Source organism: Streptomyces sp. NPDC001889 (assembly GCF_053594535.1).
Window position 1 is genome coordinate 27,026 of the sequence record NZ_JBSFER010000011.1, and the last position, 22,847, is coordinate 49,872.

18 protein-coding genes are annotated in these 22,847 nt (G+C 72.8%); 11 read left to right on the top strand and 7 right to left on the bottom strand.

The features are described from left to right. The first annotated feature begins 176 nt into the window (after window positions 1-176). The 5 genes from ACWCRA_RS14295 (at window position 177) to ACWCRA_RS14315 (ending at window position 4,622) form a co-directional block, all read left to right on the top strand. A complete protein-coding gene (locus tag ACWCRA_RS14295) occupies window positions 177-1,352 on the top strand; it encodes a DUF418 domain-containing protein (protein ID WP_351543675.1) in 1,176 nt (391 codons plus the stop codon). A gap of 175 nt (window positions 1,353-1,527) precedes the next feature. Beyond that, window positions 1,528-2,436 (top strand): hypothetical protein, encoded by a 909-nt coding sequence (locus ACWCRA_RS14300; RefSeq protein WP_451067707.1) that lies wholly within the window; start codon window positions 1,528-1,530, stop codon window positions 2,434-2,436. A gap of 143 nt (window positions 2,437-2,579) precedes the next feature. Beyond that, complete coding sequence (locus ACWCRA_RS14305) at window positions 2,580-3,005, top strand: hypothetical protein (protein ID WP_351543681.1); 426 nt, start codon at window positions 2,580-2,582, stop codon at window positions 3,003-3,005. A gap of 190 nt (window positions 3,006-3,195) precedes the next feature. Further along, entirely contained in the window at window positions 3,196-4,392 is a 1,197-nt protein-coding gene (locus tag ACWCRA_RS14310; protein ID WP_451067708.1) for a cytochrome P450, read from the top strand. Then, window positions 4,389-4,622, top strand: coding sequence for a ferredoxin (locus ACWCRA_RS14315; RefSeq protein ID WP_351543687.1), 234 nt, complete (start codon window positions 4,389-4,391; stop codon window positions 4,620-4,622). The genes ACWCRA_RS14310 and ACWCRA_RS14315 overlap by 4 nt, the downstream gene beginning before the upstream one ends. A gap of 232 nt (window positions 4,623-4,854) precedes the next feature. Here ACWCRA_RS14315 and ACWCRA_RS14320 read toward each other — a convergent pair whose 3' ends face one another. Beyond that, window positions 4,855-5,811, bottom strand: coding sequence for a hypothetical protein (locus ACWCRA_RS14320; RefSeq protein WP_451067709.1), 957 nt, complete (start codon window positions 5,809-5,811; stop codon window positions 4,855-4,857). Beyond that, window positions 5,804-6,103, bottom strand: coding sequence for a hypothetical protein (locus ACWCRA_RS14325; protein WP_351543691.1), 300 nt, complete (start codon window positions 6,101-6,103; stop codon window positions 5,804-5,806). The genes ACWCRA_RS14320 and ACWCRA_RS14325 overlap by 8 nt, the downstream gene beginning before the upstream one ends. A gap of 255 nt (window positions 6,104-6,358) precedes the next feature. Between ACWCRA_RS14325 and ACWCRA_RS14330 the strand changes: the two genes are divergently transcribed. Next, window positions 6,359-7,603, top strand: a complete 1,245-nt coding sequence (locus tag ACWCRA_RS14330; RefSeq protein ID WP_451067710.1) for a cytochrome P450 family protein — start codon at window positions 6,359-6,361, stop codon at window positions 7,601-7,603. A gap of 17 nt (window positions 7,604-7,620) precedes the next feature. Here ACWCRA_RS14330 and ACWCRA_RS14335 read toward each other — a convergent pair whose 3' ends face one another. Together ACWCRA_RS14335 and ACWCRA_RS14340 are read right to left on the bottom strand one after the other, a co-directional pair. Continuing rightward, window positions 7,621-8,430: an SAM-dependent methyltransferase gene (locus tag ACWCRA_RS14335; RefSeq protein ID WP_451067711.1), complete on the bottom strand. Its 810-nt coding sequence runs from the start codon at window positions 8,428-8,430 to the stop codon at window positions 7,621-7,623. Window positions 8,431-8,554: 124 nt separating this feature from the next. Continuing rightward, entirely contained in the window at window positions 8,555-11,026 is a 2,472-nt protein-coding gene (locus tag ACWCRA_RS14340; protein WP_451067712.1) for a glycoside hydrolase family 3 protein, read from the bottom strand. 160 nt (window positions 11,027-11,186) lie between these two features. On the opposite strand from ACWCRA_RS14340, the gene ACWCRA_RS14345 reads away from it, so the two are divergent. Continuing rightward, the gene (locus tag ACWCRA_RS14345) at window positions 11,187-11,756 is read left to right on the top strand and encodes a TetR/AcrR family transcriptional regulator (RefSeq protein ID WP_351543702.1); all 570 of its coding nucleotides are present in this window, start codon (window positions 11,187-11,189) and stop codon (window positions 11,754-11,756) included. 118 nt (window positions 11,757-11,874) lie between these two features. Further along, entirely contained in the window at window positions 11,875-12,372 is a 498-nt protein-coding gene (locus ACWCRA_RS14350; RefSeq protein ID WP_451067713.1) for a hypothetical protein, read from the top strand. 123 nt (window positions 12,373-12,495) lie between these two features. On the opposite strand, the gene ACWCRA_RS14355 is transcribed toward ACWCRA_RS14350, so the two are convergent. After that, on the bottom strand, window positions 12,496-14,790 hold the full coding sequence (locus tag ACWCRA_RS14355; protein WP_351543708.1) for an excinuclease ABC subunit UvrA: 2,295 nt from the start codon (window positions 14,788-14,790) through the stop codon (window positions 12,496-12,498). Between the two features lie 327 nt (window positions 14,791-15,117). On the opposite strand from ACWCRA_RS14355, the gene ACWCRA_RS14360 reads away from it, so the two are divergent. Continuing rightward, window positions 15,118-17,451, top strand: a complete 2,334-nt coding sequence (locus ACWCRA_RS14360) for a chitinase C-terminal domain-containing protein (RefSeq protein WP_351543711.1) — start codon at window positions 15,118-15,120, stop codon at window positions 17,449-17,451. A 130-nt stretch (window positions 17,452-17,581) separates the two neighbouring features. Here ACWCRA_RS14360 and ACWCRA_RS14365 read toward each other — a convergent pair whose 3' ends face one another. Next, window positions 17,582-18,550 carry an N-acetyltransferase family protein gene (locus tag ACWCRA_RS14365; RefSeq protein ID WP_451067714.1) on the bottom strand — a complete coding sequence of 323 codons (969 nt, stop codon included), beginning with the start codon at window positions 18,548-18,550 and terminating at the stop codon, window positions 17,582-17,584. A gap of 199 nt (window positions 18,551-18,749) precedes the next feature. Between ACWCRA_RS14365 and ACWCRA_RS14370 the strand changes: the two genes are divergently transcribed. Next, window positions 18,750-19,199, top strand: a complete 450-nt coding sequence (locus ACWCRA_RS14370; RefSeq protein ID WP_351543717.1) for a PPOX class F420-dependent oxidoreductase — start codon at window positions 18,750-18,752, stop codon at window positions 19,197-19,199. 349 nt (window positions 19,200-19,548) lie between these two features. Continuing rightward, a complete protein-coding gene (locus ACWCRA_RS14375) occupies window positions 19,549-21,261 on the top strand; it encodes an ATP-binding cassette domain-containing protein (RefSeq protein WP_451067715.1) in 1,713 nt (570 codons plus the stop codon). Between the two features lie 30 nt (window positions 21,262-21,291). Here ACWCRA_RS14375 and ACWCRA_RS14380 read toward each other — a convergent pair whose 3' ends face one another. After that, complete coding sequence (locus ACWCRA_RS14380; RefSeq protein WP_351543723.1) at window positions 21,292-22,734, bottom strand: aminotransferase class V-fold PLP-dependent enzyme; 1,443 nt, start codon at window positions 22,732-22,734, stop codon at window positions 21,292-21,294. Window positions 22,735-22,847: the final 113 nt, after the last annotated feature.

A 22,847-nucleotide genomic window follows, 5' to 3' on the forward strand; every position in this document is an offset into this window, starting at 1 on the left:
TCCCTCTCCGTACCAGCGCATTCCACGACGACCACGACGACCCATCCGGCGCGGCGCGCCGGGTGGGTCGTCGTGCGCAGGTCGGGGCCCTCGCCCGGGCGCTACACCGAAAGATGTAGCGCCTCTTCGTCTGCGGTCATGACGTGGGTGGTCCGGCGGGGAGAAACGATGAAGACATGACCGAGACCATGACCTCCCCGACGACGACCGCGGGACCGCCGCCCCGCCGCCTGGCACTGCTGGACGTGCTGCGCGGGGCCGCGATTCTGGGCACTCTGATGACCAACGTCTGGATCTTCACCGGTCCCGGCGCGGAGTGGGGGGTACTGAGCGGCGAGGCGCAGCCGTCCTTCGACTCCTTCGCCGGCGCGGCCGAGGGTGTCGCACGGCTGCTGGCGAACGGCAAGTTCCTCTCGCTGCTCACGATTCTCTTCGGGGTGGGCCTGGCCATTCAGTACGGATCGGCGGTCCGGCGCGGTGAGCCGTGGCCGGGGCGCTACCGGTGGCGGGCCCTGCTTCTGTTCGCCGAGGGGACGGTGCACTTCGTGCTGGTCTTCGCGTGGGATGTGCTGATGGGGTACGCGGTGACCGCGCTCCTGGTCGCGTGGCTGCTGGCCCGTTCGCAGGTGGTGCAGAACCGGGTGATGTGGTGGGCGCTGGGGCTGCATCTGGCCCTGATCGGCCTGCTGACGGCGGCTCTGGCCGGGACCGGGGAACAGGGTGGCGGGTCGGTCTCGCGCGAGGTGACCGATCTGTACGCGTACGGGAGTTGGGGCGAGCAGATCGCCTTCCGGCTGGAGAACGCCCTCGCGCTCCGGCTGGAGCCGGTGCTCACCTTCTTCCTGCTGGTCTTCCTGTTCCTTCTCGGGGTGCGGCTCTTCCGGGCCGGGGCGTTCGGCGCCGAGCCCGTGGGGCGCCGTATCCGCGCCCGTCTGCTGGCGTGGGGGCTGGGTCTCGGGCTGCCGCTCAGTGTCGCCGCCTCGCTCGCCGGGCCGGAGCTGTTCCTGCTGGACCGATACGTGGCCGGTCCGCTGACCGCGCTCGGCTACATCGGGCTGATCGGCGTTCTGGTGGACCGGATACGGCGGCCGGGGCCGCTGATGAACGGCCTCACCTCGGTCGGCAGGACCGCTCTGTCGGGGTATGTCCTTCAGAATGTGCTGTGTGTGCTGGTGTCGTACGGCTTCGGGCTCGGGCTGGCGCACCGGCTGGACGACTCGTGGCGGCCCTGGTGGGTGATGGGGCTGTGGCTGGTGGTGTGCGCGGTCCTGATGGCGGGTTCCGCACTGTGGCTGCGGCGCTTCCGGACGGGCCCACTGGAGTCCGTGCAGAGGTGGGCGCTGCGGCGCTGAGCGCACTCCCCCGCCGCTGTCCCGTCCCTCCCTCCTCCCTCCTCCCTCCTCCCTCCTGCGTGCCGGTCCGGCGCCCGGAACCGAACCGTGGTTCCGGGCGTCGGACCGTCGTCACGGGCGGCGGAGAACCGTCACGGACGGCAGAGATCCGAGAGCGGACAGTGGTGGGGGAGACATGCGGGGAAGCAGAGTGGCCGGGTCGGCGGCGGTGGTCGTCATCGCGGTCGTGGCGGTCGGGTGCGACACCGGGCGGGGGGCGGGAGGCGGCGGCGCGAACGGGAGAGCCCCGGAGGGCCTCGTGGTCGCCGGGGAGCCGCCCGCCTCCCCGTACGGCGGCCCGCTGCTGGTACGGCACGGCAACGGCGGCCGGGAGATCGACAACGACACCCCGGAGGGTATGAGGCTCCTCTCGGGGGCGGCCGGCCGGGCGCTGGAGTGCGAGGGGGCCATCTATTCGGGCGGAGGCGGCGACACCTGGAGCGAGGGGGACGGCGGGGCGACCCCGGAGGAGGGGCTCGCGGCGTTCTTCGACATGCAACAGCCCGACCTGCCCCGGTACGGCTATCGCGTGGAGGCCGAGGCCGACGGACGCGTGCTGTACTCCTTCGATGTGAAGGGCAGGACCAGGATCGCCGTGGTGGTGGCCGAGGACCAGCCGGGGCGCCCGGGCTGGGGGCCGGACACCAGCGCCTCCTGCGATCCGGCGGAGCTTCCGGCCTCCTTCACCGACACCCGGGGCTATGAGATCTGGACCGACACCGACGGCAGACGGGTCCCGGTCACCAGGGTGACCGGATACTCCGGTGCCGAGCACTGCGCGTGGGAGAAGGCCCACTTCGTGGAGTTGGACGCGACCACGGACCGCGCCTCGTACGCCCGGGACCCGGAGGGGGTGCTGCCGGCGTCGATGCTCACCTCGCGGTACGACGGAAGCGCGGCCCTGCCCGATGACGCGCGGGACACGCGCTACCGGCTCGGCGACCGGGAGCTGTGGCTGGCGGCCGACGGGTCGAGGGCGTATGTGCGCACCCCCGCGGGCGTGGAGGCGTGGCCCGAGGTCAAGGACGGGATGGCCTGCGCGTGAACGGGCGGGGGAAGCGCGCGCCGGCCGTCGGCGGTGGGTGCGGTGGTGTGCGGCGCGTCAGCGTCCGGGAGGGGTGTCGTCCGTATCGGTGACGGCCGGGCCGGGCGCGGGTGCGGGCGTCCGGTGGTCCGTATCGTGCTCGCATGGCACGGGTACAGGTGCGGGTTTTCGAGTGCGACTGGCCGGGCTGTACGGCGGTGCTGCGCACCCCGTACACCACGGAGCGCAGGGCGAAGGCGTATGTGTGGAAGCGGGGGTGGCTGTGGACCGCGGACGAGTCCGAGATGCATTTCTGCGGCACCGCGCCGGCTCCGGGCCGCCGGGCCGGGCACGCGCAGCTGATTCTCGCCGAGCACCGGCCTTCGCTGACCCGGCTCACGGCCCCCTGTTCCGGTTGGTACGTGGCCTGTTGGTGCGGCTGGCCCGGGGCCGGTGAGCAGTTCGGGTTCCCGGCGGCGACGGCCGGCGAGGCGCGGGCGCGCTGGGCGAGACATCTCGTCCTGCCCTGCCGCTCGTCGCCCCGCCGTCCGCGGGACCACTCCGCCGTCCTGCCCGGGGGTCCGCCGTAGCACCCCGGCGGTGCCGGCCGGCCCGGGACCGCCGCGGCGGAGGTTCGCGTACGCCTCTCCGTTCGGTGGGCCGCTCGGACGTACATTTCGCCCCGGGTCGGGGGATTTGGCCGAACTACGCGTAGACGGTTAGGTGCCCGAGGCATGTAATGAAGCGGCACATCGGACTCCCACCTCTGAGAGGCCCCCGTTGTCGGACACCGTCGCCTTCCCCCAGAGCCGCGCCTGCCCCTACACCCCTCCCACGGCCTACGAACCCCTGCGCGCGGCGGGGCCGATCAGCCGCGTATCGCTCTACGACGGCCGCTCGGTGTGGGCGGTCACCGGCCACGCGCTCGCGCGAGAGCTGCTGACCGATCCCCGGCTGTCCAGCGACCGGGAGCACCGGTCCTTCCCGGTCACCAATCCGCGTATCGCCGCCATCGGCCCGCGCCGGGTCGCGCTGCTCGGGGTCGACGATCCCGAGCACAACGCCCAGCGCCGGATGCTCATCCCCGGCTTCAGCCTCAAGCGGGTGGCCGCGCTCCGGCCGGCGATCCAGCGGACGGTGGACCGGCTGCTGGACGAGCTGGTGGAGAAGGGGCCGCCCGCCGAACTGGTGGGCGCCTTCGCCCTGCCGGTGCCGTCGATGGTGATCTGCGACCTCCTCGGAGTCCCCTACGCGGACCACGACTTCTTCGAGGAGCAGTCCCGCATCCTGCTGCGCGGCCGGTCCGGCGAGGACAGCGTGCGGGCACGGGACCGGCTGGACGCGTACATGGGCGGGCTGATCGACGAACGGGCCGCCGGCCCCTGCGACGGCGACGGGCTGCTCGACGAGCTGATCCGGCGCGGGCGGGCGGCGGGCCCGCTGGACCGCGAGGAACTGATCGGCCTGGCCATCATCCTGCTCATCGCGGGACATGAGACCACCGCGAACATGATCTCCCTGGGGGTCTTCACCCTGCTCCAGCATCCGGAGCGACTCGCCGAACTCCGGGCGGACGAGTCGCTGATGCCGGCGGCGATCGAGGAGCTGATGCGGTTTCTGTCGATCGCGGACGGCATGCTGCGGGTGGCGGTCGAGGACATCGAGGTCGAGGGCGGGGGGACGATCCGGGCGGACGACGGGGTCGTGTTCGCGACCTCGATGATCAACCGGGACGCCGACGCGTTCCCGGCGCCGGACGCCCTGGACTGGAGCCGCGCGGCGCGCCACCACATCGGCTTCGGCTACGGAGTGCACCAGTGCCTGGGGCAGAATCTGGCCCGTGCCGAGATGGAGATCGCCCTGCGGTCGCTGTTCGTGCGGCTGCCGGGGCTGCGGCTGACCGTCCCCGCCGACCAGGTCCCGTTCAAACCCGGCGACACCCTGCAGGGCATGCTGGAATTGCCGGTCGCCTGGTGACCGGCGGCGCGGCGGAGAGCCGGGAGGGTCTGCGCGTCGAGGTGGACAGGGAGGTCTGCATCGGGGCGGGCATGTGCGCGCTCACCGCGCCCGAGGTGTTCACCCAGGACGACGACGGGCTGAGCGAACTGCTCCCGTCCTGGACGGCGGCGCGCCAGGAGCACCGGGTGCGGGAGGCGGTACGGCTGTGTCCGGTGCGGGCGATCACCGTGACCGGCCGGGCGCCGTGACCGGGCCTGACCACCCTCCGGGCCGTGGTCCGGGGACGGGCCTCGTCGCCCTCCGGGCCGTGGCCTGCGGACCGGCCGCCGTGGCCCCTCCGGGCCGGGGGATCGGCGCCCGGGGAGAGGTCGTCCGTCCCCGAGCCGCCGGGTCCGGTGCCGCCGGAGGCGCGCGCGGCCGCTTCCTCCCGCCGGGCACGAGGGGGGACCCGGCCGCGGCGCGGCCGTTCGGCGGGGCCGGCTACAGGAATTCGCCGTGCCGGGTCTGCGGGCGGCGGGGGAAGGCGCCCTGTTCGGGGGGTCTGCGGAGCTGGATGGTCCGGTCCGGCTCGGACAGGGGTGCGCGGACGGGGGTCTGGGGCTTGACCGGGTGGTCACCGGCCGGGCGGCGGTCGGCCGGTGGCGGAGGCGGGGGAACGGTGTGCCGGTGCCGCGCGGTGACCTGGCGCGGCGGCCGGACCATGGTGATGAGCCGGACCAGTTGCTGGAAGCAGGCGAGCGCGGCGATGGACGGCAGCGCGGCGGCGGCCGCGGCGGTGAGGGTCCGGGGCGCCTGGGTGATGCAGAGCAGTGTGGCGACCGTGGAGAAGATGAGGACCACGGACCAGGAGTGCACGGCCCGGCGGCGGTGGAGCGAGGCCCGCAGGATGGAGAGGGAGGCGACGATCCAGGGGCCGTAGACCAGCAGCGGCCACCAGTGGATCAGGGTCTGGGGCAGCCGGGGGTCGGCGATGCTCCGCAGCGGGTCCAGGGCCACCATCCCGCCGAGCACGCTGACCATGGAGACGATGACGGCGGCGAGCGCGGCGATCGAGAAACTGATCGCCCGCGCGAGCAGGAACTTGGGACCCCGGTTGGGCGGCCGGCGCCGCCGGCGGTGCGGGGCCGGTGGTCTGGGGGGTGCCTCGGCGGGCGGCCCGAGGAGCCCCGTGCGCAGGGGCACGTCCATTGGTTCCGGTTTCCGGCCGTGGCCGGGGAGTCCGTCGAATTCATGGACTCCGGAGTTCTGGAGCAGTTGCTCCAGCTCTTCGGTGGGGTCCCACACCCCGTCGAGAGTCTCCATGACCGGCGGGCCCATCGGCTGATATGCGGCGACGGATTCCACCGGGGAGGGCACATACGTTTCCTCCCAGGGAACGTAACCGTGCTGATCGGGGTGGGGGGACGGTGAACCGTAGGGGTCGTACTCCTCATACATGGACGATATTCCCCGTCCATTCGTCACGGCTGGCGGCGGACGGCGCGTACCCGGTGCCGGAGCGCCGGGCGAACTCGTCCTGAAGCCGGCCGATGGTCGTCAGCAGGTCCTCCACCACGGAGGACGAGTATCTGAGTTCGACACAGCGGCCCCCGTACTGGAGCGAGGCGTGACCGCCGTCCGGCACGGAACGGTCCATGCCGGGGACAAATGCCCACTGTCCCATCCTCACCGCGTCGGGGGCGATCGCACGGCGGGAGGCCGCCATGGCCGGGCTCTTTGTTGTCGTCATATTCCGAATAACGACGGTGCGGGCACCCCTGATGTGGAGCAATTGGGCGACATAATTAGGCCGCATGGGCGTTTCATCCGTGAATTCCATCGCCTTTTACGACGAACGCGGCGGTGCTGGACACCGGGTGACGGGGGTTCATGGGCGTCCGGGGGCGATGGCCGGCCGCCCGCGCGCGGAGGCGTGGACGTGGCGCCGCGCAGGGCGGATCGTGGTGCGCGTCACCGGTCCGCGCACCGCCACAGGAGGATGAGCATGACCAGTTCCGGCACCAGCGCCCCCGTGCCGCTCGGCAGCGACGGCGGCCCGGATCTGTACGAGCAGGTCGACCGGCTCCGTGCGGCGGGGCCCGCCGTCCGTGTCGGGCTGCCCGAAGGGGTGACGGCCTGGTCCGTCTCCCGGGGGGACGTGGTCAGAAGGCTGCTGACGCATCGGGGGGTCTCCCGGGACGCGCGGGCGGCCGTGCCCGGGTACCGGCCTGGGCGGGTGTCCTGGCTCTTCCCGTGGGTGGACACCGAGTCCATGTTCACCTCCGAGGGCGGCGACCACACCCGGCTGCGGAGGCTGATCGGCCCCGCGTTCTCACCCCGCCGGATCGAGGCGATGCGGCCGGGGGTCACCGCCGTCGTGGACGGTCTGCTCGACGCGCTGGAGGAGCGGCCGGGCGATGAACCGGTGGATCTGCGGGCCCTGTTCAGCTATCCGGTGCCGACCCGGGTGATCTGTGATCTCTTCGGGGTACCGGAGGATCAGCGCCCCGAGGTGCTGCGGGTCTTCGAGCGGGTGGCGGCGACGGGGGTCAGCGAGGAGGACGCCGCGGCCGTCCGTGACGGGCTGATGGCCACGATGAAGGCGCTGGTCGCGTTCCGGCGCCGGGAGCCCGGTGAGGACATGACCTCCCTGTTGCTCGCGGCCCGGGAGGGCGGTGCGGACCGGCTCAGCGAGCAGGAGCTGGTCTCCACGCTGATTCTGATGCTCGGAGCCGGGAGCCAGACCACGATCGCCCTCATCGGCCAGGCCGTGCGGGCGCTGCTGACGGATCGCCGGCAGCTCGATGCCGTACGCGCCGATCCGGGGCGGTGGGGCGATGCGATCGAGGAGACCCTGCGGCTGCACGCGGCGGTGATGCATCTGCCGCTGCGGTGGGTAACGGAGGACATCGACCTCGGTGAGGGGGTGGTGCTGCGGCCCGGTGACGCGGTGCTCGTGGCCTTCGGGGCGCACGGCCGCGATCCCGGTGTCCACCGGGACGCGGACGCCTTCGACCTGGACCGCGCGGACAAGGAGCATCTGGCGTTCGGGCACGGGGTGCACTACTGCCTCGGGGCCCCTCTGGCGCGTCTGGAGGCCGGGGTGGCGCTGCCCGCCCTGTTCGCGCGGTTCCCGGGGATCGCCCTCGCGGGCGATCCCCGGTCGCTCGGGTTCCAGCGCTCGTTCATCGCCAATGACGTCGCCGCCCTGCCGGTGCTGCTGAACCACCGGGGGACGGGGAGGGGCTGAGCGCCGGGCCCGCCGTGTCAGCGCTTGCGCCCGACCCCGCCCAGGGCGATGACCTCGTCCCGGGGGGTGTCCTCGGCGGGGTCGGGGCGCCAGCGGTCCAGCGGTACGACCCCCGGCTCCAGCAGCTCCAGGCCGTCGAAGAACCCGGCGATCTCCTCGGGGCTGCGCAGATGGTAGGGGGCCGCGCCGCTGTCGTTGTAGCGGCGGGTGGCGGCGGCGTTGGCCTCGTTGGTGTCGACGCTGTCGTTGAACACCAGATAGCTGCCCGACGGCAGCGCGTCCATCAGCGCCCGCACGGTCGACCGCGCCTCGCCGTGGTCGGCGATGTGCCCGACGACCTGCATCAGGGTGAGGGCGACGGGCCGGGCCAGGTCCAGGGTCCGCGCCGCCTGTTCGACGATGGCCGCGGGGTCGCCCAGGTCGGCGTCGATGTAGTCGGTGGCGCCTTCCGGGGTTCCCACCAGCAGGGCCCTGGCGTGGGCCAGGACCAGCGGGTCGTTGTCCACGTAGACGATGCGCGAGGAGGGGGCCGCCCGCTGGGCGATCTGGTGGGTGTTGTTGGCGGTGGGCAGGCCGGTGCCGACGTCCAGGAACTGCCGGATGCCCTCCTCCCGGGCCAGATGGTCGACGGCCCGGACGAGGAAGGCCCGTGAGTCGCGGGCGAGATCGACGACGCCGGGGAAGAACGCGCGGAACTCCTCCCCCACCTTCTGGTCGACGGGGTAGTTGTCCTTGCCGCCCAGCCAGTAGTTCCAGATCCGGGCCGAGTGCGGCAGGGAGGTGTCGAGCCCGGACTCCTGCCGCTTGCCGGATATGTCGCCGTTCACGCGTTCTGCCTCCTGGTGTGTGGTGCTCCAGTATCCCGTACGGCCCACCACGCGGTCACCGGCCCCCGGGCGAACGCCGGTTGGCGGCCCGTGCCCCGGGTTCCCGGGGCACGGCGGCGCGGGTTCAGACCTCCAGGGTGGTGGTCAGGCGCGCGTCGTCGAGCGCGTGTGCCGCGTGGACCTCGTACGGACCGGGGACGAACTCCCAGGAGTGGCCGGACTCGTCCCAGATCTCGAAGGCGCGGCGGGACAGGACGATCTCGGCCTCGGCGGTCTCCCCCGGCGCGGCCTCGACGGAGGCGAAGCCCGCCAGCCAGCGGAGCGGACGCTCGTGCGGGCCCCCGGGGGCGGGCGCGAGATAGATCTGCACCGTCTCCCGGCCGGTCCGGGCACCGGTGTTGCGCACTCGCACCCGGACGGCGCCGGGGCGGGCCTCCAGGGATTCGTACGCCCAGGTGGTGTAGCCGAGGCCGTGGCCGAAGGGGTACGCGGGGACGGTACCGGCCCGGTCGTAGCCGCGGTAGCCGATGAAGAGGCCCTCGCTGTAGGGCAGTGCGCCGTCGGACGGGACGACCCGTGTGACGGGTGCGTCGTCGAGGGCGGCGGGCCAGGTGGTGGGGAGCCGGCCGCCGGGCTCCCGGGCGCCGAGCAGGACATCGGCGAGCGCGGCGCCGCCCTCCTGGCCGGGGAACCAGGTCAGCAGGATCGCCGCGACCTCCTCGCGCCAGGGCAGTTCCACCGGGGAGCCGGCGTTGACGACCACGACGGTGTCCGGGTTGGCGGCGGCGACCGCGCGCACCAGGTCGTTCTGGCGGCCGGGGAGCGACAGACCGGCGCGGTCGAAGCCCTCGGACTCCACGCTCTCGGTGGTGGCGACGACCACGACGGCGGTGTCGGCCGCGCGGGCGGCCTCGACGGCCTCCGCGATCAGCTCGTCGGCGTCACGGCGGGGTTCGGCGTGCAGCAGGGAGAAGACGACGGCGGGCATCGGTGTCCCGACGGTGCTGTCGATCACATGGCGCAGCGAGACCGTGGTGGGCTCGCCCCGGGTGAGGGGGACGCGGGCGCGCTCCCGCGGGGCGCCGAAGAAGGCGCCGAAGGGGTCGGATTCGTCGCCCATCGGCTGGGCGCCGTCCCACAGGACCCGGTCGCCGACGGTGAGCCGGAAGGCGCCGATGCCCCGGGTGCCGAAGGTGTGCTCGCCGCTCTCGCGGGGGATGTACCGGCCCCGGATCTCCACGGAGTGCAGGGTCTCGTGGGTGACTCCGGCGGGGAGGTCGGCGCCGATCCACTGGACGTGGCCGCCGGGCAGGGTGGCCTCGCCGATGGTCCGGCCGGCGCGGTCGCGGCAGATCGCGGTGAGGGTGAAGCCGGTTCCGGCGGGGCCGAGTTCGTCGTGGGGGTCGGCGCCGACCGCGTAGGTGAGGTCCGCGGGGGGCAGTACGGCGGCGAGGCCGGCGAGCGGGGAGACGACCCGCTCGGGGAAGACGGTGGCGGAGCCGCCGCCGAGGACGCGGGCGTCGCGGGCGGCGGCGCCGATGAGGGCGATCCGGCCGGTGCGGGCGGGGTCGAGGGGCAGCGCGGCGGCGCGGCCGGGCACGGCCGTGTTCCGGAGCAGGACGAAGGAGCGGTGGGCGATCTCGCGGGCCAGGGCCTGGCCGTCGATGCGGGCGGGGGGTTCGGTGACGGCCGGTTCCGCCCCGTCGAGCAGGCCGGCGCGGGCGGCGAGGAGCAGGACCCGGCGCACGGCGGTGTCCACGTCGGACTCCTGGACCAGGCCGTCGCGGACGGCGGCGGCCAGCGCCTCGCCGTAGACGGTGCGCGGGCCGGGCATGGCGACGTCGAGTCCGCCGGTGAGGGCTCCGGCGGTGGAGCGGGCGGCGAGCCAGTCGGAGACGATGAAGCCGTCGAAGCCCCATTCGCCGCGCAGCACGGCGTTCTGGAGATAGCGGTGCTCCGTCATGGTGGAGCCGTTGACCTGGTTGTAGGCGGCCATGATGCCCCAGGGGTGGGCGTTCCTCACGATGGCCTCGAACGGCGCCAGATACAGCTCGCGCAGGGGGCGCGGGGCGATGAGGTTGTCGACGGTGAAGCGGTCGGTCTCGGCGTCGTTGCCGGTGAAGTGTTTGACGGTGGTGCCCACTCCCCCGTCCTGGACACCGAGGACATAGCCGGTGCCGATCTCGCCGGTGAGGTACGGGTCCTCCGAGTAGCACTCGAAGTGGCGCCCGCCGAGGGGGGAGCGGTGCAGATTGACGGTGGGCGCGAGCAGGACGTGGACCCCCTTGCGGCGGGCCTCCTGGGCGAGGAGCCGTCCGGTCCGGCGGGCCAGGGCGGGGTCCCAGGCGGCGGCGAGCGCGGTGGGGGACGGCAGGGCGATCGAGGGGTCGTCGGCGCTCCACCGGGTGCCCCGGACACCCACCGGACCGTCCGACATGACCAGGGACGCGAGTCCGATCTCCGGGAGGGCCGGGAGGGACCACATGTCCTGCCCGGCGAGGAGCGCGGCCTTGGCGTCGAGGCCGAGTTTCCCGAGGGCGGTCTCGACGGCTTCGGCGTGGTCGGGCGCGGGGGCGGGTGCGGGGGTGTCGGCCACGGCCGTGTCTCCTTCTGCGGGTGCGGGAACGGTGTCGTGGTGCCATGGTGGCCCGATTACCTGTAGACCGGTAGGGTTTGTTATCTGTCTGTAATATTTCCGATGACGTACGGTCCTTTCGGCAGGGAGTCGCGGGTGCGAGGGAGAGGGACCGAGGGTGATGGCCAGGGCCAGAAGCGGGGAGCGGCGTGCGGAGATTCTCCGCGCCGCCCTCGAAGTGATCGCGGAGCGCGGCTACCGGGGCGCGTCGCTGGGCGCGGTCGCCGAGCGGGTCGGCCTCACCCAGCAGGGCCTGCTGCACTACTTCCCCACCAAGGAGGCGCTGCTCGTCGCCGTTCTGGAGGAGCGCGACCAGTGGGACACCGGCGCCGCCGCGCGCTCCCCGGGCGCCTGGCGGCTGGAGCTGCTCGCCTCCCTCGTGGAGTACAACGCGATGCGGGGCGGCATCGTGCAGACCTTCTCGGCGCTGCTGGGCGAGAGCGTCACGGACGGCCATCCCGCCCGGGAGTACTTCACCCGCCGGTACGGCCAGGTGCGCGAGCAGATGGCCCAGGTGCTGCGCGCGGAGTACGGCGAGGAGCTGGCCGGCGGCCTCACCCCGGAGCAGGCGGCTCCCCTGCTGACGGCGGTGATGGACGGGCTCCAGTACCAGTGGCTGCTGGACCCGGAGGCCGTCGACATGCCGGACGCGTTCCGCGACTTCCTCGCGCTGCTGCGCCCGCGCGGCTGACCGCGCGGCGGCCCCGTCCCGTACGCCCGGGGTGTCGGTCCACCACGGTGGGCGCACCGGCATGGGACGCTCGGCGGGTGCCGCCCGGGACGGCGCGGCGCCCGACGCAGGAGGCCCGGTGGATGTCAGTACGTTCTACGCGCTCTTCTCGGCCACCTGTTTCACCCTGGTCGGCCTCTGGTGGAACGTGGTGCAGAACCATGAGGAGTGGCTGCGCGAACCGGCCCGGCGGCGCGTGGTGGGCGGGGTCTACCTCTCCTTTCTGCTGCCCGCGCTGATGGGGCTGTTCGCGCAGGTGGGAGGGGGCGGGACACCGGGGATCTGGCGGGCCAGCTTCGTGGTGATCTCGGTGGTGGGCTGTCTGTCGACGCTGCGGCTGCTGGGGATGGGGTCCCGGGAGGGTGCCTTCCCCTCGCTGGTACTGCCCCAGCTGGGTGCGGCGGCCGTCTATCTGCTGATCGCGGTGGTGGGGCTGGCGCCCGGGATCGCGGGCGCCATCGGCCTCAGGCCGATCCAGGCCGAGGCGATCCTGCTGAGCCTGCTGGTGCTGCTCGGCCACGGGCTGGTGTGGCGGTTCATGGCGGGAGCGGGGCGGCCCGCCGGAACGGCTCCGTAGCCGCGGGCGGCGGTCTCCGGGCCGCCGCGCCGGCCGTTGGGGCGCACCCCCCGGCCGGTGCCCGCGGGGGAAGGCCCCGAGGGCCCCGAGGACCCCGCGGACACCGGGCGGCCGGGCGGGGGCTCAGCCGGCCGGCTCTCCCACATAGGCGCGCAGATGCTGGGCCGTGAGTGTCTCCGCGTCCGCGACGAGCTGGGCGGGCGTCCCGGTGAACACCACCTGTCCTCCGTCGTGGCCACCGCCGGGACCGAGGTCGATCAGCCAGTCGGCGTGGGCCATCACGGCCTGGTGGTGCTCGATGACGACGACCGTGTTGCCCTCGTCGACCAGCCGGTCGAGCAGGGCGAGGAGCTTGTCCACATCGGCCATGTGGAGTCCGGTGGTCGGCTCGTCGAGGATGTAGACCGAGGACTTCTCGGCCATGTGGATCGCCAGCTTGAGGCGCTGCCGCTCGCCGCCGGAGAGCGTGTTCAGCGGCTGACCGAGCCGCAGATAGCTCAGCCCGACATCGGTGAGCCGCCCGAGGATGGTGTGCGCCTGCCCGGTCGGGAAGAAGGCGTGCGCCTCCGCCACCGACATCCCGAGGACCTCGCTGATGTTCCTGCCGCGCAGCAGATGGGTGAGCACCTCGGAGGTGAACCGCTTCCCCTCGCACTCCTCGCACGGGGAGGCGACACCCGACATCATCGCGAGGTCGGTGTAGACGAGCCCCAGCCCGTTGCACTTCGGGCAGGCACCCTCGGAGTTGGCGCTGAAGAGGGCGGCCTTCACGCCGTTGGCCTTGGCGAAGGCGGTACGGATCGGATTGAGCAGTCCGGTGTACGTGGCCGGGTTGGAGCGGCGCGAGCCCCGGATCGGGGACTGGTCGGCGACGACCACGCCCTCCCGGTCGGCGAGGTAGCCGTGGATCAGCGAGCTCTTGCCCGATCCCGCGACTCCGGTGACGACGGTGAGCACCCCGGTGGGGATGTCCACGCTGACGTCCCGGAGGTTGTGCAGATCGGCGTCCTTGATGGAGAGCTGCCCCCGGTGCGGGCGCACCCGCTCCCGCAGCCGGGCCCGGTGCTCCAGATGGCGGCCGGTGAGCGTGCCGGAGGCACGGAGTCCGGCGACGGTGCCGCTGAAGCAGATCTCGCCGCCGCCCTCGCCCGCGCCGGGCCCGAGGTCCACGACATGGTCGGCGATGGCGATCACCTCGGGCTTGTGCTCGACCACGAGCACGGTGTTGCCCTTGTCGCGCAGGAGCAGCAGGAGGTCGTTCATGCGCTGGATGTCGTGCGGGTGCAGCCCGATGGTCGGCTCGTCGAAGACGTAGGTCACATCGGTGAGGCTGGAACCGAGGTGGCGCACCATCTTGACGCGCTGGGCCTCGCCGCCGGAGAGGGTGGAGGCGGGCCGGTCGAGGCTGAGATAGCCGAGCCCGATCTCGGTCAGGGACTCCAGGAGGTGCCGGAGGCCGGCGAGCAGCGGGGCGACACCGGGGTCGTCGACACCGCGGACGAACTCGGCGAGATCGCTGATCTGCATCGCCGAGCACTCGGCGATGTTGACTCCATTGACGCGGGAGGAGAGGGCGGCCCGGGTGAGGCGGGTGCCCTCGCACTCGGGGCAGCGGGTGAAGACGACGGCACGGTCGACGAAGGCCCGGATGTGCGGCTGAAGCGCCTCGCGGTCCTTGACGAGCCAGGTCCGCTGGAGTTTGGCCGCCAGCCCTTCGTAGGTGAGGTTGCTGGTGCCGACCTTGACCTTGACCGGCGGCTTGTGGAGGAGGTCCTCCCACTCCTGGGGGGTGAAGTCACGGAGCCTGCGGTCGGGGTCGTGGAAGCCGGCGGAGACCATCACCGACCAGGGCCAGGAGTCCACGGCGTATCCGGGGACGGTGATCGCGCCCTCGTTGAGCGACTTGTCGCGGTCGACCAGCTGGTCGATGTCGATCTCGGAGGCCTCGCCGAGCCCCTCGCAGCGGGGGCACATGCCCTCGGGCAGATTGAAGCTGAAGGCGCCGGAGGTGCCGATGTGCGGGGTTCCGAGGCGGCTGAAGACGATCCTCAGCATGGTGTACGCGTCGGTGGCGGTGCCCACCGTGGAGCGGGAGTTGGCGCCCATCCGCTCCTGGTCCACGACGATCGCCGCGCTCAGATTGTGCAGCCCGTCGACATCGGGACGGCCCAGGCTCGGCATGAACGACTGGATGAAGGCGGTATAGGTCTCGTTGATCAGTCGCTGGGACTCCGCGGCGATGGTCCCGAAGACCAGGCTCGACTTGCCCGAGCCGGAGACCCCGGTGAAGACGGTGAGGCGGCGCTTGGGCAGATCGATGTCGATGTTCCGCAGATTGTTCTCCCGGGCTCCCCGGACTTGGATCACGGTGTGGCCGTCGGCGGGTATCGACGGCCGGCCGGGTTCGGCAGGGGTCATTCGGAAATCCCTTTTCCTTGATCGTCGCAGGTGGTGCTCTTCACCGGGGGCCGGGGCGGCACGGCGGCGGTCCGAGCCGGTGCGCGGCCCCCTCTCCCCCGGCGTCCATCTTCGCTCACCTGCGGCTTCGCCGACCCCGATTCGCCTGGTCCGGACCTATTGACGTGCTGGTCTAGTCCTTTTAATCTCTGCGTCACCTCCGCGGATTCGGTTCCGGGTGTGCGCACACCCGGGGACCAACACGCTCCACCCCCACGCATGTCGAGCGAGGCAGATCACCCCCAGCGCCCCCCGGGCGACTGGGCCCCCCACCAGGAGGATCAGACCGTGCTGTCCCCCATCCGTACCAGAGCGACGCTGTTCGCGGCAGGCGCGGCCGTCGCCGCGCTGCTGACCGGCTCGCTCTCCGCGGGCGTCTCCCAGGCCGCCCCCGCGCCCCAGGCCGCGGTCCCGCATGAGTCCTGTCGCCCCGACGGTCTCTACGCGACGCCCGGCGTCGACGTCCCGTACTGCTCGGTCTACGACACCGAGGGCCGCGAGAAGATGGGCGCCGACCACCAGCGCCGCATCATCGGCTACTTCGCCAGCTGGCGCACCGGCAAGGACGGCCGGCCCGCCTACCTCGCCTCCGACATCCCGTGGGACAAGATCACCCACATCAACTACGCGTTCGGGGCCATCGACGGGGCGAACAAGCTGTCCGTCGGCAAGGACGGCCCGAACAACCCCTCCACCGGGATGACCTTCCCCGGCGTCCCCGGGGCCGAGATGGACCCGGCGGTGCCCTACAAGGGCCATTTCAATCTGCTGACGAAGTACAAGAAGCAGTACCCGAACGTGAAGACGCTGATCTCCGTCGGCGGCTGGTCGGACACCGGTGGCTACACCGATGACAACGGCAAGCGGGTGGACTCGGGCGGCTTCTACTCGATGACCACCAACCCCGACGGCTCGGTCAACCACGCCGGCATCAACACCTTCGCCGACTCGGCCGTCGAGTTCATGAAGAAGTACGGCTTCAACGGCGTCGACGTCGACTACGAGTACCCGACCACGATGAAGGACGCCGGCAACCCGCTCGACTGGCAGATCGCCAACGGGCGGCGCGCGGGTCTGGTCAAGAGCTACTCCGTGCTGATGAAGACGCTCCGCGAGAAGCTCGACCGCGCGGGTGCCGCCGACAACAAGCACTACCTGCTCACCGTGGCCGCGCCCTCCTCGGGGTATCTGCTGCGCGGCATGGAGACGTTCCAGATCCAGAAGTACCTGGACTACGTCAACATCATGTCGTACGACCTGCACGGCACCTGGAACGAGCACGTCGGCCCCAACGCCGCCCTCTTCGACGACGGCAAGGACTCCGAGCTGGCCGGGGCGGGTGTGTACTCCACCGCCCAGTACGGCGGCATCGGCTATCTCAACACCGACTGGGCCTACCACTACTTCCGCGGCTCGATGCCGGCCGGCCGCATCAACATCGGTCTGCCGTACTACTCGCGCGGCTGGAAGAACGTCCAGGGCGGCACCGACGGGCTGTGGGGCAAGTCGGCCGCCACGAGCTGCCCCGCCGGGTCGGGACTGACCAAGTGCGGTGACGGCGCGGTCGGGATCGACAACATCTGGCACGAGACCGACACCACGGGCCGGGAGGCCCCGGCGGGCTTCAACCCGATGTGGCACGCCAAGAACCTGGAGAAGGGGATCGTCGGGGACTACGTCACCAAGTTCGGTCTCCCCGCGAACACCCGGCTGACCGGCACCTACGCCCGCAAGTACGACTCGACGCTGGTCGCGCCGTGGCTGTGGAACGCGGAGAAGAAGGTCTTCCTCTCCACCGAGGACGAGCAGTCCATCGCCGCCAAGGCCGACTATGTGGTGTCCAAGGGCATCGGCGGCACCATGATCTGGGAGCTGGCCGGCGACTACCGCTGGAACGCGGCCAAGGGCCAGTACGAGCCCGGCGACACGCTGACCACGCTGATGTACGACAAGTACAAGGCCGCCGCCGGCTACGGCAACAAGAAGTCGAACATCGCGCTGCCCGCCGAGGCGGTCAATGTGGACGTCGACTTCGGGCAGTTCGCCCTCGGCGACTCCAACTACCCGATCAGCCCCAAGCTGAAGATCACCAACAACACCAAGACGGCTCTGCCCGGCGGCACGGAGTTCCAGTTCGACTACGCGACCTCCGCCCCCGGCAACGCCAAGGACCAGTCCGGCTTCGGCACCTCGATCATCCGCAGCGACCACACCGGTCCCAATGTGGGCGGTCTCAAGGGCGACTTCCACCGGGCCTCGCTGAAGCTGCCGGCCTGGCAGTCGCTGGCCCCGGGCGCCTCCGTCGAGCTGGACTTCGTCTACTACTCGCCGACCTCGACCCCCTCCAACTGGACGGTGACCTTCGGCGGCAAGTCGTACGCCATCGCCGCCGACCTGGCGCGCGGGGTGAAGCTGGTCGAGCCGGGCGACGGCGGCCCGGGTGGACCGGGCGGTCCCGGTGGCACCTGCACCGCGCCGGCGTGGAGCGCGGCCGGGGAGTTCGGCACCGGAGTGACCGTCTCGCACAAGTCCCGCAACTGGAAGGCCAAGTGGTGGACGAAGGGCGACGAGCCCGGCACCACCGGCCAGTGGGGTGTCTGGCAGGACCTCGGTCCCTGCTGATCCGGACGACCTCGGAGCACCCTCTGAGCCCCCGTTCTGAACACATGTTCTGAACACCCTCTGAGCACCTTCTGAACCCGAAGGCCCCCGGCGGCGGTGTCCCTGGCCTTGCCGCCGCCGGGGGCCTTCGTCATGCCCGGACTCCCCCAGGGCCGGAGGGTGCCGGTCGGGCGGGGCGGTGCTCCCAGCCGCGCGCGGTCCGGGTCAGCTCGTGGAAGCCGTGCGCGGTCAGCGCGGCGATCTCACCGCCCTCAGCGCCCGCGTCGCTCTCGTCCGCGTAGGCGAGGACCCGGTCGCAGCCGCAGAGAGCCAGCCAGCGGCCCGCCTCGCCGAGGAGCCAGCCGAGGAGTCCCGGGTGCGGGTCGTCGGGCAGGACGAGATCGGCGATGTCGGCGACACCGCCGGAGCGGGCGTGCCGCTCGGGGCGCTCCAGGGTGGTGTCCAGCTCGACATGGGCGACGGGCTCGCCGGCGAGCCGGGCGGTGAGCCGGGTGCCCAGGTCACCGAGGGTCCGGTGGAGGGTCAGCCCGGGCAGCGGGGCCGGACCGGGCGCGGGCAGCTCCGCGACCGCGGCGATCAGCAGGATCTCGGTGTGCCCGGTGTGGACGAAACCGGCGCGCTCCAGCACGGCCCGCACATGGGGCCACTGCTCGGGGACTCCGGTGACACCGGGAGCGGGCAGCTGTCCGTCGGTGTGGCGGGCGCGGACATGCCAGCGGGTGAGCTGGGCGAGGCAGGCGGCCATCAGCAGATCGGCGGGGTGTTCGCCGTCCGGTCCGGCGAAGGCGCCGGGGTTGTGCACGAACCAGGCGATGTGGCCGGTGTCCCGGTAGTCCTCGCCGACATCGGGGTCGTTGCGGTAGCGCAGCAGATGGGCCGCGCCGACGATCTGCTGCCGGTGCTCGGCGACGAGGGTGGTGCGCTCGGCGATCCAGGGGTCGGTGATGTACTCGTCGGGGCAGCGCTCGAGGCTGCTGAGGACGGTGTTGACCGAGACGGTCGCGCCGGGCACGACCGCCGCGGCGTGCGCGTTGACCAGGGTGGTGAGCTGGTCGCGGTCCTCGCGGTGGAAGGGGCGCACATGCGGATACGCGGACATGACAGTGCCTCCGTGGGAATACGGTTTGGGGGAGGCCGCCATGAGGTGCGGTATGCCGGAGACCCTAACATCCCCGGACACGTCCCCGCGTCCGGAAACCGGGAGGGGCGGGAGACGGCGTGACTAGGGTGAGGCTGTCGTACGCTCCCGGGCGGTGTGCCGCCGCGGGGGGCCCGCAGGTCTGGCCGAGAGGTGACGCATGAGCGTGATGAGTCCGGAGATCCGGGAGCGGGTCACGGGGGCCCATATCTGGTTTGTCGCGACCGTCAGTCCGGACGGCGCGCCGCATGTGAGTCCGATGTGGCTCGGCACCATGGGCGATCTGCTGCTGTTCAACACCGCCGTCGGCCGGGTCAAGGAACGGAATCTCCGCCATGACCCGCGGGTGTATCTCTCCCACGCGGCGAAGGACGACCCGTACGACCGGGTGCAGATTCGGGGGCGGGCGGTCCGGTTCGTGGAGGGGCCGGAGGCGGACCGGGACATCGATCTGCTGGCGCAGAGGTACCTCGGGACCGAGCGGTTCGAGATGCGGGTGCGGGGCGAGCGGCGGGTGAGTGTGCTGATCGAGCCGGAGCGGGTGCGCCGGATCGTCGGGGTGGAGAGCTTCCCGGCGGGGGTGCTGCCACCGGAGCCGGGGGCCGTCTGAGAGCGCGGCGCCCGCCCGGGACCGGTGGCGCGCGCCGGACCGCCCCCGGTCACGCGGTGCGGCCCGGGTGCCGCCGTCGAGGCCGGGTCCGGCGGCGAAGCGCCGGTCCTGGCGCACCGTCTCGGCCGCCGCCGTGCCTCCGCGCAGGCCGATCCGGTCCGGCGGCGGGCGCCCGGGCCCTCCTCGCCGGGGCCGCCGGGGCCGGCCCTCACCCCGCCCGGGTGAATTCGCCGCCGGCCCCCGCGCATCAGGTGTGCCCGGCCCGGCGGGCGGGCAGGGCAGGGCTGTGGCGCCGCCGGGCCCCGCGTACGGTGCCGGGGCGGGGGCGGCCGGGACGGTGAGTGGACTGGTGACGGAGACCGGACAGACGGAGACCGGACAGACGGAATCCGGGCGGATGGCGGACGGGCCGGGGGCGGCCCGCGGGGCCCGTATCCGGACCGAGGGGGCGGGGCTGCGGCTGCGCGGCGGCCGGCAGGCGCTGCGCGGGATCACCCTGGACGTGGCCCCGGGGCGGATCACGGGAATCGCGGGCGGCAGCGGCGCGGGCAAGACCCTGCTGCTGGAGACGCTCGCGGGGCTGCGCCGGCCGACCGGCGGCCTGGTGCGCCACGACGGGCTCGAACCGGCCGCCGCGGCCGTGCCGTTCGGCTTCGTCCCGCAGGACGACATCCTCCACCGGGGCCTCGGCCTGCGGCGCAGTCTGGAGTACGCGGCCCGGCTGCGCGGCGCCCCGCCGGAGGCCGTCGGCCGGGTGCTGGGGGAACTGGCGCTCACCCCGGTCGCCGGACAGCCCGTGGGCACGCTCAGCGGCGGTGAGCGCAAACGGGCCGGGATCGCGGTGGAGCTGCTGGCCCGCCCCCGGGTGCTGTTCCTGGACGAACCGACCTCCGGACTCGACCCGGCGACCGGCGGCCGGCTGATGACCACCCTCGCCACACTCGCGGCCTCCGGCGTGACGGTGGTGCTGACCACCCACTCCCCCGCCGATCTGGCCCGTTGCGACCAGGTCGTCTTCCTCGCCCCGGACGGCTCCCGGGCCCACGCGGGGCCGCCCGCCGAGGTGCTGAGCCACTTCGGGGCGGCCGATTTCACCGAGGTGTACGCGGCGGTGGCGGAGCGCCCGGCGCCCGTTCCGGCGGTGGAGCCGACGCCCCTGCCCCGGGTGCCCGCACGGCGGCGCCCCGGTCCCCGTCCCGGCCCCGGCGCGTTCGCCCAGTGGCTGCTGCTCACCCGGCGCTCCGCCGAACTGCTGCGGCGCGACCGGCTGTCGGCGGCGATCATGGTGGGCTCACCGGTGATGATCGTGGCGATGTTCGCGCTGCTGTTCCGGCCGGGGGTCTTCGATCCCGCGCGGCCCAGCCCTTCGTCCACGGCGATGGTGCTGTTCTGGATCGCGTTCGGCGCGTTCTTCTTCGGACTCGCCTACGGCCTGCTCCAGATCTGCGCCGAACTCGCCGTGGTCCGCCGGGAGCGCCTCACCACCCTGCGGCTCGGCCCCTATCTCGCCGCCAAGGTCACCCTGCTGCTCCCGGTGCTGGCGCTCGCCGACGCGCTGCTGCTCGCCGTGCTGCGCGCCGGGGACCGGCTGCCCGAGGCGGCGCCCGGGGTCTACGGGTCGCTCTTCGTCACCAGCGCCCTCGCGTCGGCCGCCGGTCTCGCGCTGGGGCTGCTCACCTCGGCGGCGGTCTCGGACCCGGGGCAGGCGGCGCTGACGCTGCCGCTGCTCTGCTTCCCGCAGGTGCTGTTCTCGGGGGCGTTCGTACCGGCGCCGCTGATGGCGTCGGCCGGTCAGTGGATCAGCGCGGCGATGACCAATCGCTGGGCGTTCGAGGCGCTGGGCGCCGCGGTGGATCTGGAGGGGCTCTGGGCCCGGGGAGCCTCCCCGCTGGGCCCGCCGCTGCTCTCCTCGTACGGGGACACCTTCGGCCATGCCCCCTGGACGCGCTGGCTGCTGCTCTGCGGTTTCACGGTGCTCTTCCTGGCGGCGGCGTGGTGGCTGCTCCGGCGGCGGTGCCCCACCCCGCACCGGCCGCTCGCCGGCGGAGCGGGCGGGCGCTGAACTCCCGCGCCCGGCCGCTCCTCCGGTCCGTCAGCAGCTGGTGCGCGGGACCAGGCCGTCCGGGAGGGGCTCCCGGTCGCGGTAGGCGCTCTCCAGGAACCCCAGCAGCGCGTCCACGTCCCGGGGGCTGGAGGAGAGGCCCACCGATACCCGGACGGCGCCGCCCGACGGCAGGCCGAGCCGGGTGAGATAGTCCTCCATGGTCACCACCGTGCGGTCCCGGCCGGTGAGCCGCAGGGCCGGTGAGCCGATCGCGAAGGCCGCCTCGCCCGCGCCCGGATTGCAGAAGCAGCCCGTCCGCAGGGAGATCCGGGCGGCGGTGCTGTCCCGGGCGACCACCCGCTCGTCCACGATCCGGCCGCGGGCGTCCAGCACGTTCAGGGCCACGGTGCCGCCGCGCCGGTGGGGGGTGCGGGGCCCGTACAGCCGTACCAGCGGGCGGCCGTCGCTGTGGCGCAGCCGGGTGAGGCCCGTGAGCAGCCGGCCGGTGAGCCGGGCGACATGGCCGTGGATGGCGTCGACACCGACGGACTCGACCCAGTCGAGCCCGGTGCAGATCTCCGGGATGGCGTGGAAGTTGACCGTGCCGTCCTCGAACGCGGCCCCGCCGTCGGCGAGCCGGTGCCACTGGCCCTGGGCACTGACGACCTGGATGGTGCCGCCGGAGAACCAGGGCCGCCGCAGCAGTTCCAGCGCGCTGGTGCGGGCGATGAGACAGCCCACGCCGGTGGGGTAGCCGAACACCTTGTACCAACTCAGTACGGTGAAGTCGGCGGGCCAGCGGCTGAGCCGCAGCCGGTTGGTGGCGGCGTACGCGGCGGCGTCGAGCAGCACGTGCCAGCCGCGCTCCCGGGCCCGGGGAATCCACTCCAGGGGGTGCTGGACCCCGGTGAAGTTGCTCTGTGCCGGGTAGGCGAAGAGGCCCCGCCCTCCTCTGCGGCCCCGCAGCGCCTGTCCGAGGTCGTCGTCGGCGACCCTCAGCTCGGGACCGGCGAGGGGGATGTAGGTGGTGGGGGCGCGCCGGGCGCGGGCGAACTCCCGCAGGCCGTTGACGGAGTTGTGGTTGTCGAGGGTGAGCAGCAGCTCCGCGCTCCGGCGCCGGAAGGGGTAGCCCTCACCGACGAGCCGGCAGGCGGCGGTGGCGTTGGCGGTGAAGACGACGGTGTACTCGGCCGGATCGGCGTCGGCGAAGTCCAGCACCCGTTCCCTGGCCCGCTCCACCAGGGCGGTGGTGGGGGTGGAGGCGGGGCTGTCGGTGTGCGGGTTGCCGTAGACGCCCCGGGCGAGCCGGTCGGCCTGGGCGCGCAGTTGCCGCCGGGCGGGCAGGCCGGACCCGGTGTGGTCGAGATATATGTGGCCGGTCTCGTCGAGGTAGCCGTACTCGGTGGCGCGTATGCGCGCGAACTCCGAGGCGGTGTCGGGGCGGTTCCCGGGTGTCGGTCGGTCGTCGGTCTCGGTGACGTTCTCGGTCATTCCATCCCCTGTCCGGCTCCCCGGCTCCCAGGATGCGGCCGGGCACACCGGGTCGGCAAGAACGCCGGGGCACGGAACGCCGCGCCACGGCCGGTGGTGACCGGCCCGGCCGC

Excerpts from the sequence above, each read along its gene's own strand:
- ACWCRA_RS14295 (WP_351543675.1), top strand. The coding sequence starts at position 177 with ATGACCGAGACCATGACCTCCCCGACGACGACCGCGGGACCGCCGCCC.
- ACWCRA_RS14300 (WP_451067707.1), top strand. The coding sequence starts at position 1,528 with ATGCGGGGAAGCAGAGTGGCCGGGTCGGCGGCGGTGGTCGTCATCGCG.
- ACWCRA_RS14305 (WP_351543681.1), top strand. The coding sequence starts at position 2,580 with ATGGCACGGGTACAGGTGCGGGTTTTCGAGTGCGACTGGCCGGGCTGT.
- ACWCRA_RS14320 (WP_451067709.1), bottom strand. The coding sequence starts at position 5,811 with ATGTATGAGGAGTACGACCCCTACGGTTCACCGTCCCCCCACCCCGAT.
- ACWCRA_RS14325 (WP_351543691.1), bottom strand. The coding sequence starts at position 6,103 with ATGACGACAACAAAGAGCCCGGCCATGGCGGCCTCCCGCCGTGCGATC.
- ACWCRA_RS14330 (WP_451067710.1), top strand. The coding sequence starts at position 6,359 with ATGACCAGTTCCGGCACCAGCGCCCCCGTGCCGCTCGGCAGCGACGGC.
- ACWCRA_RS14345 (WP_351543702.1), top strand. The coding sequence starts at position 11,187 with ATGGCCAGGGCCAGAAGCGGGGAGCGGCGTGCGGAGATTCTCCGCGCC.
- ACWCRA_RS14355 (WP_351543708.1), bottom strand. The coding sequence starts at position 14,790 with ATGACCCCTGCCGAACCCGGCCGGCCGTCGATACCCGCCGACGGCCAC.
- ACWCRA_RS14365 (WP_451067714.1), bottom strand. The coding sequence starts at position 18,550 with ATGTCCGCGTATCCGCATGTGCGCCCCTTCCACCGCGAGGACCGCGAC.
- ACWCRA_RS14370 (WP_351543717.1), top strand. The coding sequence starts at position 18,750 with ATGAGCGTGATGAGTCCGGAGATCCGGGAGCGGGTCACGGGGGCCCAT.
- ACWCRA_RS14380 (WP_351543723.1), bottom strand. The coding sequence starts at position 22,734 with ATGACCGAGAACGTCACCGAGACCGACGACCGACCGACACCCGGGAAC.